Source organism: Pseudomonas sp. LBUM1676 (genome assembly GCF_059695605.1).
Map to the genome: position 1 here is coordinate 484,818 of NZ_CP166777.1, position 16,379 is coordinate 501,196.

Consider the following 16,379-nt stretch of genomic DNA (forward strand, 5'->3'; position numbering starts at 1 on the left):
GTTGCTCTATGACTATCCTTAACGTCATGTGGTCCGGTGGTGCTCCGTACGCATCGATTCACAAGGTTCATCAGCAAATCATCGCGCAGGCTGCCCCCACTGCATCAGTAAAGACCTGGTTACTGCAAGGCAGCGTGTCCGAGTGCGGGCTGAGCGTTGGCGACACCCGGGAATGGAAACTCTCATCCGCCCGCTTGAAAGGTCGGCATTTCTGGCGACTGGCGAAGCCCTGGATGCAGGCCGGTTTTCAGAAGGCGCTCATGCAGAGTGAGGCGCATCTCCTGCTGCTCGATGGCTTGGGTGTCGCGCGCACGCTGTTGCCTCTTCTCAAAACATTGCCACGTATCCGCGCGGTGGTGATTTTTCATGGTTCCACGCGTTTGCGTGCTGCGGATCGTGAGCTCTTTGAACAGCTCATTGCTTCTTCCCAGCTGACATTGGTTGCCGTGTCGAATACCTTGGCCACCCAGTTGAGCGACGACCTCGAATTGCCCGTGACGGCGATGCGTAGTGCGTTCGACCCCGCCACCTTCCGCGCGGCGGTGCTCTCGCGCCAGGATGCCCGTACCCGACTGGGATTGCCTCTGGACGATACGCCGGTGCTCGGTGCGGTCGGACGATTCGAGGACAAGAAGGGGTTTGCGTGTCTGTTCGAGGCCTTTGCTTCGGCTTTGCAGCAACGGCCCGATTTGCGCCTGGTGATCATCGGTGAAGGATCGACCCGGGGAGCGCTGCAAGCGCGCATCGACCAACTGGGATTGGGTGCCCACGTCTCCTTGCCAGGTCATCTGGACGAGGCTGCGCAGCTTTACAGCGCCTTCGACTGGGTCGCAATCCCTTCACTGAGCGAGGGCCTGGGGTTGATCATGCAGGAGGCGGTGATGGCGGGCGTGCCGGTCATGTCCAGCGAATTGGCAGTGTTTCGCGAGCAACTGGCTCATACGGGCTGGTACGCCGCCATAGATGATGTCAACGCCTGGAGCGACGCCATCGTGCGAGCGTTCAGCGTCTCTGCAAAAAACGTCGCTGCACAGCAATATCTGGAGCTGGGGCCGGACCAGGCTTGGCTGGACTTCAGTCAGACCGCCCGCCAATTGCTCTCATGACGACAGAACAGCTTGTTCGAGCGCTCGCATTGGAAAGCTCTCGTTCAGGTTCTCTCGGGCAATATAGCGGGCGAAGTGCTGCAAGTTGCGCTTGATCAGACGCCTGGGCAGCGGTGCCCGCAGAAAACGCATGTCCGCCACATCGATCAGGCCCATACGATTGTCGGGCGTGACCACGATGTTTCCCAGATGCAGTGAACGAAAGTAGATCCCCGACGAATGAAGACTGCGTATCAGCGTCGCCAGAGCAGGCAGGGTCTGCTGCCAGCTGAAGCCTTCCTTGTCGGCGATCTGGCGCAGGGTATTTCCCGGCAGTGGCCGATAAAGCACAGCCGTCATGCCGGGTGCCTGCAGTCGAAAGAACTGCAAGACCTCAAGGGTGGGCACACCCAGTTTTTGCAGTTCGATCGCATTGTCGATGAAACGTTTCGAATACGGACGAAACAGCGCGGAAGAAAAAATACGCTTGCGCCGAAACAGTTTGAGGATATTCCCGTCGTGCAACAGGTAGACTTTCGGGCCGAAACTATCGGCCTCCAGTATTCTGGCGCCTTCAATCATCTGATCTAAAGCGTCTTGCGCAAGTCGGGAGCATTGCATCGTAGAAAGCCTTGTTGGAATAGCGTGGCACTGTGGCGGGCAATGATGCCGAAAAGTTTGAGTTTTAACCATGCCGGGTTAGGCGGGGTGAACGTACCAAGGAGCAAATTGATGCAAGAGACACGCTGGGCGCAAGCATGGATGACGATAGGTCTGCTGTGGTTTCTGTTGGCTATTGCCGTTGCGCCTACCAACAAACTTTATCAGCAGGGGTTGGTTGCGTTGCTCTGGCTGCCCGCCATGATGTTCGCCTGGTCAGCACGGGCCAGGCTCGGGGAACTGGTTGATAAGCAACGCTGGGTCTACTTACCGCTGCTGGGTCTGCTGGTCTGGTCGCTGCTCAGTCTTTCGTGGGCCAACCTCGAGGAACCGGGTCGCGAAGCCAAGCGTTTGCTGTATATCGGCGTGTTTGTGCTGTTCTTTCCGGTTTTTGCCAACGCCCGACCCGAGCGGGTCCTGCGCGTCATGCAATGGGGCGGCATAGGCTTGGCGTTGACTGCGTTGGCGGCGATGGTCAAGTTCTACGGGGTCAATGGCAACGTCTGGTACGCGCGTCTTGAGGGGTTGGGCGAGTTGTCCCACCCGATTCTGGGGGGGTATGTCATCGGGCTGGCGGCCGTGTGGCTGGTTCATTGGGTCCCACGCAACCGCTGGATGCAAGCAGCCTGTGCCATCGCGATGGGGTTGCTCGGGGTATTCGTAGTGCTTAGCCAGAGCCGTGGTGCTGCGTTGGCCCTGTTTCTGACGTTGCTCGCCATGCCGATCTGGTGCCGCGATCGTCGCAGCCGAATCATTGCCGTGTCTGCGTTGACCATAGCCATGCTGGCTTTCTGGTTTCTCGAGCCTCTGGTATTGGCCCGCGGCGTTTCCTACCGTCCGCAAATCCTGATGGCGAGCCTGCAAATGATTGCCGAGCACCCATGGCGGGGCTTGGGTCTGGGTAGCGGTTACAAGGTATTCGCCGACGGCATTTACTTTGATCATGCGCATAATCTGTTCACCCATGTCGCGATCGAGTTGGGCCTGCCGGGGCTGTTGTTGTGGTGCGCGGCATGGATTGCCATCTTGCGCGAGGCCTGGAAAGCCCGGGAAACACTCTACGGCCAAGGTGTCATCGGCATCTGGCTGTTCTCATCCCTGGCCATGCAATTCGACGCGGCCAGCCTGACCGGAACGCCAAGGGCGGAGTGGTTCATCAGCTGGTTGCCCGTTGGTCTGGCCGCTGTATTGGTATGGGCGCGGGCCGATTCCGACGCTTGTGATAAAATTCCGCGTTCTTCCTAATCAGTGAGCTCTACGATGAGTGACGCACCGCCCGAAGCGGGACAGGATTCCAGCTTGAAAATCTATTTTCGGCTGCTGGGGTATGTAAAACCCTATGCCGGTCTTTTCCTGCTGAGTATCGTGGGCTTCGTGATTTTTGCCTCCACTCAGCCCATGCTGGCGGGGATTCTCAAATACTTCGTCGATGGTCTGAGCAACCCTGAGGCAGTGCTCTTTCCCAACGTCCCTTACCTGCAAGACTTGCAGTTGCTGATGGCCGTGCCGTTGCTGATCATCCTGATCGCTGCCTGGCAGGGCCTGGGGTCTTTCCTGGGTAACTATTATCTGGCCAGAGTATCCCTCGGGCTGGTGCACGACCTGCGTGTCGAGTTGTTCAACAAGCTGCTGGTGCTGCCCAATCGTTATTTCGATACCCACAACTCAGGGCATCTGATCTCGCGCATCACGTTCAACGTAACCATGGTGACCGGCGCTGCCACGGACGCCATCAAGGTGGTCATTCGCGAAGGCCTGACCGTGGTGTTCCTGTTTGCCTATCTGGTGTGGATGAACTGGAAGCTGACGATCGTGATGCTGGCGATCTTGCCGGTCATTGCGTTCATGGTCGGCAATACCAGCAAGAAATTCCGCAAGCAGAGCAAGAAGATCCAGGTGGCGATGGGCGATGTGACTCATGTGGCCTCCGAGACCATCCAGGGCTATCGCGTGGTGCGCAGCTTCGGTGGCGAGAGCTATGAAAAACGTCGCTTTGCCGAGGCCAGTCAGGGCAACACCGACAAACAATTGCGCATGACCAAGACCGGTGCGGTGTACACGCCGATGCTGCAACTGGTGATCTATACCGCCATGGCCGTGCTGATGTTCCTGGTGCTGTTTCTGCGTGGCGACGCCACGGCCGGTGATCTGGTGGCCTACATCACCGCGGCGGGCCTGTTGCCCAAGCCTATTCGACAGCTGTCGGAAGTCAGTTCGACCATCCAGAAAGGCGTTGCCGGAGCCGAAAGCATTTTCGAGCAGCTGGATGTCGATCCCGAGGTCGACAACGGCACCGTCGAACGTGATCGCGTCAGCGGCCACCTGGACGTGCGCAACCTGAGTTTCACCTACCCGGGGACCGAGCGGGAAGTGCTGAAAAACATCAGCTTCACGGCGGCACCGGGGCAAATGATCGCCCTGGTCGGTCGTTCCGGGAGCGGCAAGTCGACCCTGGCCAGCCTGATTCCGCGTTTCTATCACCACGACATCGGCGAAATCATGCTCGATGACGTGGAAATCGAAGACTATCGCCTGCGCAACCTGCGTCGGCATGTAGCGCAAGTGACGCAGCATGTGACCCTGTTCAACGACACCATTGCCAACAACATCGCCTACGGCGACCTGGCTGGCGCACCGCGTGCCGATATCGAGAAGGCCGCCACGGACGCGTACGCAATGGACTTCATTTCGGAGATGCCCCAGGGGCTGGACACTCAGGTCGGGGAAAACGGCGTGTTGCTGTCCGGCGGCCAGCGTCAGCGTCTGGCGATTGCCCGCGCCTTGTTGAAGAATGCACCGTTGCTGATTCTCGACGAAGCGACATCGGCGCTCGATACCGAGTCCGAGCGGCATATTCAGGCGGCGCTGGATCACGTCATGAAAGGTCGCACGACACTGGTGATCGCTCACCGTTTGTCGACCATCGAGAAAGCCGACCTGATCCTGGTCATGGACCATGGAGAAATCGTCGAACGTGGCACCCATGCCCAATTGCTGGCGCAAAATGGCTACTACTCGCGCCTGCATGCGATGGGCCTGGACGAGCCGGTCACTGCCGGTATCGCCTGAACCGACGAGAGGGTGAGCCTGGCTCACCCTCTCGAACACCTGGCGTGCAATGCGCCCGGTGATTTGTATACAGATAATTCGAGCTTGTTGAGCAAACCGGGCCATATCCGGGCAGCGCGGGCCTGATTGTAGAAAACCCGGTCGAATATCCCGTTGCAGCCGCCGCACAAGCCCACGCCAACCCTGTGTTAATATCGCGCCCCTGTTCATTTTGTATGTGGGTTGCTCCATGAAGTTGTCCATGCCGCGATTCGATCAAGCCCCTGTCTTGGTGGTCGGCGATGTCATGCTCGACCGTTACTGGCATGGTGGTACCTCACGGATTTCCCCTGAGGCACCGGTACCGGTAGTCAAGGTCGAGCAAATCGAGGACCGCCCGGGCGGTGCCGCCAACGTTGCGTTGAACATTGCCGCCCTCGGCGCTCCGGCGTCGCTGGTGGGCGTCACGGGCGACGATGAAGCCGCCGACAGCCTGGTCAATAGCCTCAAGGGCGCTGGTGTGCGGGCATTGTTCCAGCGCATCGCGCACCAGCCGACCATCGTCAAGCTGCGGGTCATGAGTCGTCACCAGCAACTGCTGCGTATCGACTTCGAAGAACCGTTTGCCACCGACGCCCTGGCGTTGGGCGAGCAGGTCGACGAACTGCTCGAAGGCATCAAGGTGCTGGTCCTGTCGGACTATGGCAAAGGCGCGCTGAAAAACCATCAGGTGCTGATCCAGGCCGCCCGTGCCCGTGGCATTCCGGTGCTGGCCGACCCCAAGGGCAAGGATTTCTCGATCTACCGTGGTGCGAGCCTGATCACGCCGAACCTCAGTGAGTTCGAAACCATCGTCGGCGGCTGCGCCGATGAGCACGAGTTGGTGAGCAAGGGCGCGCAGTTGATGCATGAACTGGACCTCGGTGCATTGCTGGTGACCCGCGGCGAACACGGCATGACCTTGCTGCGTCCGGATCATCCGGCGCTGCACCTGCCGGCGCGTGCCCGTGAAGTGTTCGACGTGACCGGTGCCGGCGACACGGTGATTTCCACCCTGGCGGCAGCGATTGCCGCCGGCGAAGAATTGCCCCACGCGGTGGCCCTGGCCAACCTGGCAGCGGGCATCGTGGTCGGCAAGCTCGGTACGGCGGCCATCAGCGCCCCGGAACTGCGTCGTGCCATCCAGCGTGAAGAAGGTTCCGAGCGCGGAGTACTGGGGCTCGAACAGCTGTTGCTGGCGGTCGACGATGCGCGTGCGCACAACGAGAAGATCGTCTTCACCAATGGATGTTTCGACATTCTGCACGCCGGTCATGTGACCTACCTTGAACAGGCGCGGGCCCAGGGCGATCGTCTGATCGTGGCGGTCAACGACGATGCGTCGGTCAGCCGACTGAAAGGGCCAGGTCGTCCGATCAACAGCGTCGACCGGCGCATGGCCGTACTGGCGGGCCTGGGCGCTGTGGACTGGGTGATCAGCTTTCCTGAAGGCACACCGGAAAACCTGCTACGCGAAGTCAAGCCGGACGTGCTGGTCAAGGGCGGTGATTACGGGATCGAGCAGGTGGTCGGTGCGGACATCGTGACCGCTTATGGCGGGACCGTGAAAGTGCTGGGGCTGGTGGAAAACAGCTCGACCACGGCGATTGTCGAGAAGATCCGAAACAACTGAAAATGGCGCGGTCACTGTGGCGAGGGAGCTTGCTCCCGCTGGGCTGCGCAGCGGCCCTGAAACCATACACCGCGTGATATCAGGGAGCACTCGTTTTCCGGTTGCGGCTACTGCGTAGCCGGGCGGGAGCAAGCTCCCTCGCCACAAGTGATCTAGCGCAATGCCTTACGCGGCACGATCTTTTTCAGCAATTGCTTGGCCTTCCCACGCAACCGCGCCAGACCGGAATCCTTCCCCGGCGGGCTCAACCCCTGCTGTCGCACCCAATCCTTCCAGCGAATCCGCTCATCGCGCACCAGCCAGCCTTCCTGCCGGGCAAAGCTTTCCGCCAGGTACAACCCGCGAGTACTCGCCGGGTACAACTGATCCTTTTTCAAGGTATAGAGCTCGGCCATCGGCTGGCCATCTTGCAGTGGCATCAAGTACAGGTCGGGGCGCTTGCGATCGAGCCGGGCCACCAGCTGATCGCCTTCCAGCCGCTCATCGACATGAAACAGGCTCAGGGATTTGGCTTCCTTGGGCACGTCCAGGCGCAAGTCATAGATCAATTGCAACGAAGCCGTCGGCAAGTGCACGTAAGCCCGCGGACGTTCGATCAGTTGCAGGTTGGCGCAACGCACCGGTCGCGCCGCGCCCGATAACGGCGTCAGGCGAAAAGGCAGGGCTTCACGGTAGTGCAGGGCTGAAGAGTAGGGCGCCGGCAGCCAGGTGTCGTTGAAACGCCCGCCGAGCCAGCCTTCCGGGGTTTCCAGCAGGCACTCTTCGGCAATCTCCTGAATCGCGGTGTGCAGTGGCAGGTTCAGCTCGTGGGCCGGCACGTAACCGGAGATCAGCTTGAGCACCACGTCGCCGCGATCCTGGCGACGTTGACGCACCAACACCCAGTAATCGCGATTCTGCCAATGCAGGGTCAGGCGCACCGAGACCCCGAGATTGGCCAGTTCCAGCGCAAACCGTTCAGTGTCGGGCACCGCCACCGGGCGGCGACGTTGCAAGGTCTGGGAAAAATTGAGCGGCATCCCGACGCTCTGATAGCTCAAGCCTTCGGGAGTCGCTTCGACGAATAACGGCAGGGTCTTGAAGTTGCTCGGGTTCTTTCTTATGAGCGTACGCGGCATGTCGGCTCCTGCTTAAGGCCGCGTGGGCGGCATCAGTTTCTACGTAGGACCCGGGCAGCGGTCGCGACGTTGTGGGCGAGGTGCAGCGGATTGATGGTCCCGACAATAGCACTGGCAACACCGGGATGTTCAAACAACAACTCGAAGCTGGCACGCACCGGGTCCACACCCGGGCTCAGGCATACGTGACCGCTGGCGAGGGCTTTTTTGACCAGAATGGCTTTGCCGTGGGCGGCCGCATAGTCAATGACCGGCTTCTCGTTCTGTTCGTTCAGATTGTAGGTGACCATGGCGCAATCACCTTGTTCCAGAGCCTTTAAACCGCCCTCGACGGTTTTTCCGGAAAAGCCGAAGCCGCGAATCTTGCCTTCGGCCTTGAGCTCGGCAAGGGTCGCATAGACTTCGCTGTCATTGAGAATCGCCAGGTCGTTGCCATCAGAGTGCACCAGCACCAGGTCGATGAAATCCGTTTCCAGACGTTGCAGGCTGCGTTCCACCGAGAGTCGAGTATGCACCGCGCTGAAATCGTGTCGGGACTGACCGTCGGAAAACTCTTCGCCGACCTTGCTGACGATCACCCAGTCCTGACGCTGACCGCGCAATAACGGGCCGAGGCGTTCTTCGCTGCGACCGTAGGCCGGGGCCGTGTCGATCAGGTTGATACCCAGGTCGCGCGCCAGTTTGAGCAGCATGCGTGCTTCGTCATCACCGGGAATCTGGAAGCCGTTGGGGTACTTCACACCTTGGTCGCGGCCGAGTTTTACCGTACCCAGGCCCAGGGGCGAAACCATCAGGCCGGTACTGCCCAAAGGGCGATGCAGTTCGTGCAGGGTCGGTTGACTCATGGCAGCAGTTGCTCCCAGGCAGGAATGCCCATTGGCGGTTTTGGCAGTTCAGGCAGCGGTGCCGGATGGCCTGGCTGGATGCCGTCCCGTTGCAATGAACTGATGACGCGGTCGGCGAAGTCGGGCGCCAGTGCCAATTTGGTGGGCCAGCCAACCAGCAACCGGCCCTCTTCGGCAAGAAACGCGTTGTCGGGGCGAGTCAGTCCGGATTGTAGCGGCTCTGCGCGGTCCACGCGCAGGGTCGCCCACTGCGCCGTGCTCAGGTCGATCCATGGCAGCAACTGGCCGAGCTCCTTCTGCGCCGTGGCGATTTGCGCGGCGGGTTCGCGGGCGACACCTTCGGCTTCGGCAATATCGCCACCCAGGTACCAGACCCATTGTCCGTCGGCAGCCGGATGCGTGGTCACGGTGATGCGCGGTTTTGTGCCACCGCCCAGGCAGTGAGCGTACAGCGGCTTGAGGCCCGGGCCTTTGGCGATGATCATGTGCAACGGTCGGCGTTGCATGGCGGGATGGGTCAGCCCCAGTGTTTCAAGCAAGGTCGCGGTGCCGGCGCCGGCACTGAAGACGATGCGCTGGGCGCGGATCTCGCGCTCGTCCACCTTCAGCCCGACCAGTTTTCCACCCTCCAGCAATGGCTCGATCTTCTGCCCGGCGAGCAAGCTGTCACCCGCCAGATCGGCCAGACGCTGGACCAGGCTTGGTACGTCGATCACCAGTTCCGCCAGGCGATAGACCTTGCCTTTGAAGCGCTTGTCTTGCAGGGCCGGTGGCAACTGCTCGCCTGTGACCTGGTCGACGCGACCGCGCACGGCTTTGCTGGCGAAGAAGCTGGTGAGGTTGCCGGCGAGGGTGCCGGGGGACCAGAGGTAATGCGCTTCGGACAGCAGGCGTACGCCGGACAGGTCCAGTTCGCCGTCCCCGGCCAGCGCATCACGCCAGCGACGCGGCATATCGGCGATGGCTTCCGAGGCGCCGGTCAGGGCGCCATGCAACGCGTACTTGGCGCCGCCGTGGATGATCCCCTGGGATTTCATACTCTGCCCGCCGCCGAGGCTGGCGCTTTCCACCAACACGGTCGAAAAACCCTGGCGGCGCAGGCGCGCATTCAGCCAGAGGCCGGCGACACCGGCGCCGACAATCAGAACGTCGGTGGAAATAACGGATGGCATGCGGCGACCTCAGTGTTCAAGACGAGGGCGCAGTATACAGACTCACCGAGGAGGGGATTTGGTGGTGATCTTTGGGAGGACACAAAACCTGTGGGAGCGAGCTTGCTCCGGGCGGCGTTCCGACGATAGCGGTGGGTCAGTCAACGTTGATGCTGAATGTCCTGTCGCCATCGCGAGCAAGCTCGCTCCCACAGGGGATTGGGGTGTCAGTTAGTGCCCGGCGGTTTTGGAGAAGAGCTGGATCACTACGACGCCCAGCACGATAAGCGCCATCCCCAACATCGCCGGCACATCCAGTTTCTGTCCATAGATAAACAGCGCCGCAACGCTGACCATCACAATCCCCATCCCGGCCCATACCGCATAAGCCACACCCACCGGCACGCTGCGCACCACCAGGGTCAGCATCCAGAAGGCGATGCCGTAGCCAACAATCACCAGGATCAGCGGCAACGGTGTGCTGAAACCCTTGACCGCTTTCATCGAAACAGTGGCGATCACTTCGGCGCAGATGGCAATGGCCAGGTAGTAGTAAGCGGTCATAGGTGCATCCTCATGTGAAGTGTTGCTTTCTGAGTTCGGCATTCTAGAGTTTCTCCAGATGCGGTAAAGTCATTACCTATCTGTTTTGAAGATGGGTTCAGCCATGAACATGCAATGGAATCTGGATCAGCTGCGATTGTTTGTCAGCGTAGCGGAGCAGCGATCGTTCTCCGCCGTGGCACGGGATCAGCGCAAGGCGCAATCGGCAGTGAGCAGTTCGATTGCCCTGCTGGAAGAGGATCTGGGCGTCAGCCTGTTCGACCGTAGCAGCGGCCGCCAGCCCAAGCTCACCGATGCAGGCAATGCCTTGCTGGAAGAGGCGCGGGAAGTGCTGCGCCAATGTGAGCGCCTCAACGGTCGGGCCCTGGCGATGATGCAGGGCCAGGAAGCGCGCCTGTGCCTGGCTCAGGATGAAGCCATGCCCTATCAACCGATCATCGAAAGCTTCGAAGCCCTGGCGGAAAAATTTCCCAGCCTGGAAGTGCAGTTGACCAGCGCTGCCCAGGGCGATGTGGCGCGCAAACTGGTGGAGCGTCGGGCGGATCTGGGCTTGCTGTTTTATCACGACCAGATCCCCGAAGCGCTCGAGCGGAGGGTGTTGGGCAGTGTTGAAATGGTCACGGTGTGTGGTGTCGGGCATCCGCTGGCAAGTCAGGCTCAGGTCAACTGCCAGCAATTGGCGCAGCATCGACAATTGCTGATGTCCACCCAGTCCAGCGTGTACCCGGGCAGCGAACCCGCCAGTCCGCAAGTCTGGCGCGCCGACAGTTTCTACGTGATGGCCGAATGGCTGGTGCGCGGCCTCGGTTGGGCCTGGCTGCCGCGACACGTGGTGCAATATCCGGCCTATCAAGGGCAGATGGTCGAATTGGTCAGCGAATGGACCCCGCCGGCATTGGTTGTGGAGCTGGTCTGGCGTCGCGACGAGCCCCTCGGGCCCGCGGCCCGTTGGCTGGCTGAACGATTTGCCGTGCACTTGCAGGCGATCGGCGAAAAACCCGATAAACTCCGCCGCCATGAATAGAACACTCTATAGCGCATTGTTTTACCTGGGGCTGCCACTGGTAGCGATTCGGCTGTGGCTGCGGGCACGCAAGGCGCCGGCGTATGCCAGGCGTATCGGCGAGCGTTTCTCCTTCGGGCTGCCCGTGATGAATCCCGGTGGCATCTGGGTGCACGCGGTATCCGTGGGCGAAAGCATTGCCGCCGCGCCGATGATTCGCGCGTTGCTGCTACGTTATCCGACATTGCCGATTACCGTGACCTGCATGACCCCCACCGGTTCGGAACGCATCCACGCATTGTTCGCCAATGAGCCGCGCATCCAGCATTGCTATTTGCCGTACGACTTGCCCTGCGCGGCGGCGCGATTTCTTGATCGGGTCCGGCCGACACTGGCGGTGATCATGGAAACCGAACTCTGGCCGAACCATATTCATCAGTGCGCCAAGCGCGGGATTCCGGTGGCGCTGGCCAATGCGCGCCTGTCCGAGCGCTCGGCCAGGGGCTATGGCCGTTTCAGGGAATTGACCCAGCCGATGCTCGCCGAGATGAGTTTGTTCGCGGTGCAGACCGAGGCCGAGGCCCAACGCTTTCGTGAGTTGGGCGCGCGTGCGCAAACCGTTGAAGTGACCGGTTCGATCAAATTCGACCTGACCATCGACCCACTGCTGCTGCAGCGTGCCGCCGAGTTGCGCGCGCAATGGCAGGCGCAAGAGCGTCCGGTGTGGATCGCCGCCAGCACCCACGACGGTGAAGACGAAGTAGTGCTGGCTGCTCATCGCCAACTGCTCACCCGTCATCCTGATGCGTTGCTGATCCTGGTGCCGCGCCATCCGGAGCGTTTCAACGCGGTGTTCGAGTTGTGCCGGCAGCAGGGTTTCGCGACGGTGCGTCGTTCCACGGGCGAGCCGGTGAGCGCGGGTACTTCAGTGCTGCTGGGCGACACCATGGGTGAATTGCTGTTTCTTTATGCCCTGGCCGACAGTGCGTTCGTCGGTGGCAGCCTGGTGCCAAATGGCGGGCATAACCTGCTGGAACCGGCAGCGTTGGCCAAACCGGTGTTGAGCGGCCCGCACCTGTTCAACTTCCTCGAAATCGCCGCGCAGTTGCGCAGCGCGGGGGCGTTGCAGGAAGTGGAGGATGCTGAAGGCCTGGCGGTGGCGGTGCAGCGGCTGTTCGAGTTGCCCAGGGATGCGCAGCGGATCGCAGAGGCGGGGTTGAAAGTGATGCGCAGCAATCAGGGCGCGTTGCAGCGATTGCTGGATGGGTTGGGGCGGTTGATCGAGCGTTAGACCGAGTTGCTGCCCCCCTGTAGGAGCTGGCAAGCCAGCTCCTACAGGGGGGCAGATGCGGTCTTTTGATTTTCAAGGCCGTGCTTTGAGCTGATCCGCCGCAGCCTTGGCCAGATCCGGTGGCAGGAAGTCCTTGTCCGGGTTGTAGTCGGGCTTGAGATAGCGCTTCAGATCCTGCAAATCCCCCGGGTTCAAGGTGCCGGCGGCCTGTTTCAGGCGCAGGTTGTCGAGGATGTAGTCATAGCGGGTGTTGTTGTAGTTGCGCACCGAGGTGTACAGCTGACGCTGGGCGTCCAGCACATCGACGATGTTGCGCGTACCCACCTGATAACCGATTTCGGTCGCTTCCACGGCGCTCTGGTTAGAGATGATCGATTGCTTGCGCGCCTGCACCTGCTCCACGTCGGTGTTCACCGCGCGGTGCAGGTTGCGGGTGTTTTCCACCACTTGCCGACGCAGGCCTTCGCGCTGTTGTTCGGTCTGGTTCAGGCGCGAGTAAGACTCGCGAACCTGTGAACTGGTCAGGCCGCCGCTGTAGATCGGGATATTCAATTGCAGGGCAAGCGTGCGTTGCTCGACGTTACCGCCGTACGCTTGGCCGAAGGCGTTCGGGTTGCTGAAACCCAGGGCGTCGTTGTCGCCCTTCTCGTACTTCGCCACGGCATCCACGGTCGGTGCGTGACCGGCCTTGCGCTGCTTGAGGGTTTCTTCGGCGGCGCTGACCGCGTAGTTGCTGGCCAGCAGATTCAGGTTCTGCCTGGCGGCGGTGTCGACCCACGCCTTGGCGTCGTTCGGTGCCGGCGGCAGGATCGGCAAGGTATGGACGATGCCCTGGATCGAGTTGTACTGGCGGTTGGTCAGGGTGATCAAGGCTTCGAACGCATCATCCACCTGGCGCTGCGCAACGATTCGGTTGGCCCGCGCCGTGTCGTAGCTGGCCTGGGATTGCAGCACATCGGTCTTGTCCGACAGGCCTACGTCGAAGCGTTCGTTGGACTGATCGAGCTGGCGCTTGAAGGCGGCTTCTTCGGCCTTGGTCGAGGCCAGGTTGTCCTGGCTGCGCAACACGTTGAAGTAACTTTCTGCCGTTTGCAGAATCAGGTTCTGCTCGGTCGCCGAGAGCTGCAGCGCAGCCTGTTCGTTGACGTCCTTGGCGGCCTGATACTGGAACCAGCGATCGGCACGGAACAGTGGCTGGGCCAGGGTTGCCTGATAGGAGTTGGCGCTGCGGTTGGCAACGGCTGACGGTTGATCGATATCGGTGCGCACGTTGGCCACCTGGGCACCGCCGTAGAGGTTCGGCAAAAGACCGGCGCGGGCCTGGGGCACGACTTCTTTTTGCGCGCCGTACTGGGCGCGGGCGGCGGCCAGGTCGGCGTTGTTATCCACCGCTTCCTGATAGACGCTGACCAGGTCGGTGTAGGTCGATAAGGGCGCTTCAGCTGCCCAGGCCATTCCATTGGACGCACAAGACACGGCAAGGGCCAGTGAGAGTTTGCGCAGCATGAGGCCATCCCTAAAATTACACTGATAATTTGAGCGCCAAGGCTACGGCGCGGCCCCTACAGCGTCAAGGCGCGGCATGGCTTGGCGAGTGTAGTTGTGCACACGCGCGGCAACAATCCTGTAATAGCGCCATTCATCTTGGTGCTTGCCGCGGTGTTGGCGTTCTTTGCCAGTTGTGTCTAGACTGGCCGGGTTCTTGTCGGGGTGCCTTGCTATGAGGCTGAGATCGAATAATTTCGGATCCCGTTGAACCTGATCAGGTTAGCGCCTGCGTAGGGAACAAGATTTCTCGTCACCCGGCGAGTCCTCTTGTGCTTCGTCCGGGATGTTGTTCGACAATCGAACACCCCTCGAGTACCGAGCACAGCACGGCTGGTTTCCCCAGCGCCCGTGCGTCCATTCGTTTACAGGTTCGCTCCGACAAAAATCCACTGCCTGGATGTGTTCGGAGAGCCCGTGATGACGATAAAACCAAAAAACATAACGAACCTGAGTGACTCGGCCCAAGTCGATCAGCAATCGGTTCAGCCGTTTACCCGCTCGCAAAAAATTTATGTCCAGGGTTCGCGCCCGGACATCCTCGTGCCGATGCGCGAAATCAGCCTCGATGTGACACCGACCGACTTCGGCGGCGAGATCAATGCGCCGGTCGTCGTGTACGACACCTCGGGCCCGTACACCGACCCCAACGTCATCATCGACGTGCGTAAAGGTCTGGCTGATGTACGTTCGCCGTGGATCGAATCCCGTGGCGACACCGAACGCCTGCCGGGGCTGAGCTCGAACTTCGGCCAGGAACGCCTGGCCGATGCCGAACTGACCAAGCTGCGATTCGCCCACGTGAACAACCCGCGCCGCGCCAAGGCCGGGGCCAACGTCAGCCAGATGCACTACGCGCGCAAAGGCATCATCACCGCCGAGATGGAATACGTCGCCATCCGCGAAAACATGAAGCTGGAAGTGGCCCGCGCCGCAGGCTTGCTGGACCAGCAACACGCTGGCCACAGCTTCGGCGCCAGCGTGCCGAAGATCATCACCCCCGAATTTGTCCGTGAAGAGATTGCCCGCGGTCGCGCGATCATTCCGGCCAACATCAACCACACCGAACTGGAACCGATGATCATCGGCCGTAACTTCCTGGTGAAGATCAACGGCAACATCGGCAACAGTGCCCTGGGTTCGTCCATCGAAGAAGAAGTGGCGAAACTGACCTGGGGTATTCGCTGGGGTTCGGACACGGTCATGGACCTGTCCACCGGCAAACACATTCACGAAACCCGCGAATGGATCATCCGCAACTCGCCGGTGCCGATCGGTACCGTGCCGATCTATCAGGCCCTGGAAAAAGTCGGCGGCGCAGCCGAAGACCTGACCTGGGAGTTGTTCCGCGACACGCTGATCGAGCAGGCCGAGCAGGGCGTCGACTACTTCACCATCCACGCCGGCGTGCTGTTGCGCTACGTGCCGCTGACGGCCAAGCGTGTGACCGGCATCGTGTCCCGTGGCGGTTCGATCATGGCCAAGTGGTGCCTGGCGCACCACAAAGAGAACTTCCTCTACACTCATTTCGAAGACATTTGCGAAATCATGAAGGCCTACGACGTCAGCTTCTCGCTGGGCGATGGCCTGCGTCCGGGCTCGATTGCCGACGCCAACGACGCTGCACAATTCGGTGAGCTGGAAACCCTCGGCGAACTGACCAAGATCGCCTGGAAACACGACGTGCAGTGCATGATCGAGGGTCCGGGCCACGTACCGATGCAGTTGATCAAAGAGAACATGGACAAGCAGCTGGAATGCTGTGACGAGGCGCCGTTCTACACCCTCGGCCCGCTGACCACTGACATCGCTCCGGGCTACGACCACATCACCTCCGGCATCGGTGCGGCAATGATCGGCTGGTTTGGCTGCGCCATGCTCTGCTACGTGACGCCGAAGGAACACTTGGGCCTGCCGAACAAGGATGACGTGAAGACCGGGATCATCACCTACAAGATCGCCGCCCATGCCGCCGATCTGGCGAAGGGACATCCGGGTGCGCAGATTCGCGACAATGCCTTGAGCAAGGCGCGTTTCGAATTCCGCTGGGAAGATCAGTTCAACCTGGGCCTTGATCCGGACACCGCGCGTTCGTACCACGATGAAACCCTGCCGAAGGATTCGGCCAAGGTCGCGCACTTTTGCTCCATGTGCGGGCCGAAATTCTGCTCGATGAAAATCACCCAGGAAGTCCGTGAATACGCGGCCAACCAGCGGATCGAAACCGTCGATGCCGAAGTCGCCCAGGGATTGGCGGAACAGGCCGAGCGGTTCAAGCAGGAAGGCAGTCAGCTGTACAAGAAGGTTTGATCTGACCTGAAAGGGTGGGGCCTGCACAGGCCCCATCGCCAGCAGGCTGGCTCCCACACTGGATTTGTGTTGTTCACAAGTCCCCTG

At 60.7% G+C, this 16,379-nt stretch carries 13 protein-coding genes and 1 riboswitch; of the genes, 7 read left to right on the top strand and 6 right to left on the bottom strand.

Going from position 1 to position 16,379, the window contains the following annotated elements; all coding sequences use genetic code 11:
- Positions 1–8 precede the first annotated feature (8 nt).
- Entirely contained in the window at positions 9–1,106 is a 1,098-nt protein-coding gene (locus ACA041_RS02215; RefSeq protein ID WP_497439688.1) for a glycosyltransferase family 4 protein, read from the top strand.
- Here the strand turns inward: ACA041_RS02215 and ACA041_RS02220 are convergent.
- Complete coding sequence (locus ACA041_RS02220) at positions 1,101–1,667, bottom strand: lipopolysaccharide kinase InaA family protein (protein ID WP_497439689.1); 567 nt, start codon at positions 1,665–1,667, stop codon at positions 1,101–1,103. The two genes, ACA041_RS02215 and ACA041_RS02220, sit on opposite strands and share 6 nt — an antisense overlap.
- A gap of 150 nt (positions 1,668–1,817) precedes the next feature.
- Here ACA041_RS02220 and ACA041_RS02225 point away from each other — a divergent pair, with 150 nt between their 5' ends.
- The 3 genes from ACA041_RS02225 to hldE all read left to right on the top strand — a co-directional run bounded on the left by ACA041_RS02225 (position 1,818) and on the right by hldE (position 6,465).
- Positions 1,818–2,990, top strand: coding sequence for an O-antigen ligase family protein (locus ACA041_RS02225; RefSeq protein ID WP_497439690.1), 1,173 nt, complete (start codon positions 1,818–1,820; stop codon positions 2,988–2,990).
- A gap of 15 nt (positions 2,991–3,005) precedes the next feature.
- Complete coding sequence (msbA, locus tag ACA041_RS02230; RefSeq protein WP_497439691.1) at positions 3,006–4,814, top strand: lipid A export permease/ATP-binding protein MsbA; 1,809 nt, start codon at positions 3,006–3,008, stop codon at positions 4,812–4,814.
- A 229-nt stretch (positions 4,815–5,043) separates the two neighbouring features.
- Positions 5,044–6,465: a bifunctional D-glycero-beta-D-manno-heptose-7-phosphate kinase/D-glycero-beta-D-manno-heptose 1-phosphate adenylyltransferase HldE gene (gene hldE / locus ACA041_RS02235; protein ID WP_497439692.1), complete on the top strand. Its 1,422-nt coding sequence runs from the start codon at positions 5,044–5,046 to the stop codon at positions 6,463–6,465.
- A gap of 152 nt (positions 6,466–6,617) precedes the next feature.
- On the opposite strand, the gene ACA041_RS02240 is transcribed toward hldE, so the two are convergent.
- From ACA041_RS02240 to ACA041_RS02255, 4 genes are all read right to left on the bottom strand, one after another.
- The gene (locus ACA041_RS02240) at positions 6,618–7,583 is read right to left on the bottom strand and encodes a metal ABC transporter ATPase (protein WP_497439693.1); all 966 of its coding nucleotides are present in this window, start codon (positions 7,581–7,583) and stop codon (positions 6,618–6,620) included.
- A 32-nt stretch (positions 7,584–7,615) separates the two neighbouring features.
- Complete coding sequence (locus tag ACA041_RS02245; RefSeq protein WP_497439694.1) at positions 7,616–8,428, bottom strand: aldo/keto reductase; 813 nt, start codon at positions 8,426–8,428, stop codon at positions 7,616–7,618.
- On the bottom strand, positions 8,425–9,600 hold the full coding sequence (locus ACA041_RS02250; RefSeq protein ID WP_497439695.1) for an NAD(P)/FAD-dependent oxidoreductase: 1,176 nt from the start codon (positions 9,598–9,600) through the stop codon (positions 8,425–8,427). The genes ACA041_RS02245 and ACA041_RS02250 overlap by 4 nt, the downstream gene beginning before the upstream one ends.
- A gap of 210 nt (positions 9,601–9,810) precedes the next feature.
- Entirely contained in the window at positions 9,811–10,143 is a 333-nt protein-coding gene (locus ACA041_RS02255; RefSeq protein ID WP_008027887.1) for a DMT family transporter, read from the bottom strand.
- Between the two features lie 103 nt (positions 10,144–10,246).
- Between ACA041_RS02255 and ACA041_RS02260 the strand changes: the two genes are divergently transcribed.
- Positions 10,247–11,167: a LysR family transcriptional regulator gene (locus ACA041_RS02260; RefSeq protein ID WP_497439696.1), complete on the top strand. Its 921-nt coding sequence runs from the start codon at positions 10,247–10,249 to the stop codon at positions 11,165–11,167.
- Positions 11,160–12,437 (top strand): lipid IV(A) 3-deoxy-D-manno-octulosonic acid transferase, encoded by a 1,278-nt coding sequence (waaA, locus tag ACA041_RS02265; protein WP_497439697.1) that lies wholly within the window; start codon positions 11,160–11,162, stop codon positions 12,435–12,437. Before ACA041_RS02260 ends, waaA begins: the two co-directional genes overlap by 8 nt.
- A 72-nt stretch (positions 12,438–12,509) precedes the next feature.
- Here waaA and ACA041_RS02270 read toward each other — a convergent pair whose 3' ends face one another.
- Positions 12,510–13,943, bottom strand: coding sequence for a TolC family outer membrane protein (locus tag ACA041_RS02270; protein ID WP_497439698.1), 1,434 nt, complete (start codon positions 13,941–13,943; stop codon positions 12,510–12,512).
- Between the two features lie 190 nt (positions 13,944–14,133).
- A riboswitch (TPP riboswitch) is annotated at positions 14,134–14,239 on the top strand.
- A 163-nt stretch (positions 14,240–14,402) separates the two neighbouring features.
- On the opposite strand from ACA041_RS02270, the gene thiC reads away from it, so the two are divergent.
- Positions 14,403–16,292: a phosphomethylpyrimidine synthase ThiC gene (thiC, locus tag ACA041_RS02275; RefSeq protein WP_497439699.1), complete on the top strand. Its 1,890-nt coding sequence runs from the start codon at positions 14,403–14,405 to the stop codon at positions 16,290–16,292.
- The last annotated feature ends 87 nt before the right edge of the window (positions 16,293–16,379 follow it).

Excerpts from the sequence above, each read along its gene's own strand:
- ACA041_RS02215 (WP_497439688.1), top strand. The coding sequence starts at position 9 with ATGACTATCCTTAACGTCATGTGGTCCGGTGGTGCTCCGTACGCATCG.
- ACA041_RS02220 (WP_497439689.1), bottom strand. The coding sequence starts at position 1,667 with ATGATTGAAGGCGCCAGAATACTGGAGGCCGATAGTTTCGGCCCGAAA.
- ACA041_RS02225 (WP_497439690.1), top strand. The coding sequence starts at position 1,818 with ATGCAAGAGACACGCTGGGCGCAAGCATGGATGACGATAGGTCTGCTG.
- msbA (WP_497439691.1), top strand. The coding sequence starts at position 3,006 with ATGAGTGACGCACCGCCCGAAGCGGGACAGGATTCCAGCTTGAAAATC.
- hldE (WP_497439692.1), top strand. The coding sequence starts at position 5,044 with ATGAAGTTGTCCATGCCGCGATTCGATCAAGCCCCTGTCTTGGTGGTC.
- ACA041_RS02240 (WP_497439693.1), bottom strand. The coding sequence starts at position 7,583 with ATGCCGCGTACGCTCATAAGAAAGAACCCGAGCAACTTCAAGACCCTG.
- ACA041_RS02245 (WP_497439694.1), bottom strand. The coding sequence starts at position 8,428 with ATGAGTCAACCGACCCTGCACGAACTGCATCGCCCTTTGGGCAGTACC.
- ACA041_RS02250 (WP_497439695.1), bottom strand. The coding sequence starts at position 9,600 with ATGCCATCCGTTATTTCCACCGACGTTCTGATTGTCGGCGCCGGTGTC.
- ACA041_RS02255 (WP_008027887.1), bottom strand. The coding sequence starts at position 10,143 with ATGACCGCTTACTACTACCTGGCCATTGCCATCTGCGCCGAAGTGATC.
- ACA041_RS02260 (WP_497439696.1), top strand. The coding sequence starts at position 10,247 with ATGAACATGCAATGGAATCTGGATCAGCTGCGATTGTTTGTCAGCGTA.
- waaA (WP_497439697.1), top strand. The coding sequence starts at position 11,160 with ATGAATAGAACACTCTATAGCGCATTGTTTTACCTGGGGCTGCCACTG.
- ACA041_RS02270 (WP_497439698.1), bottom strand. The coding sequence starts at position 13,943 with ATGCTGCGCAAACTCTCACTGGCCCTTGCCGTGTCTTGTGCGTCCAAT.
- thiC (WP_497439699.1), top strand. The coding sequence starts at position 14,403 with ATGACGATAAAACCAAAAAACATAACGAACCTGAGTGACTCGGCCCAA.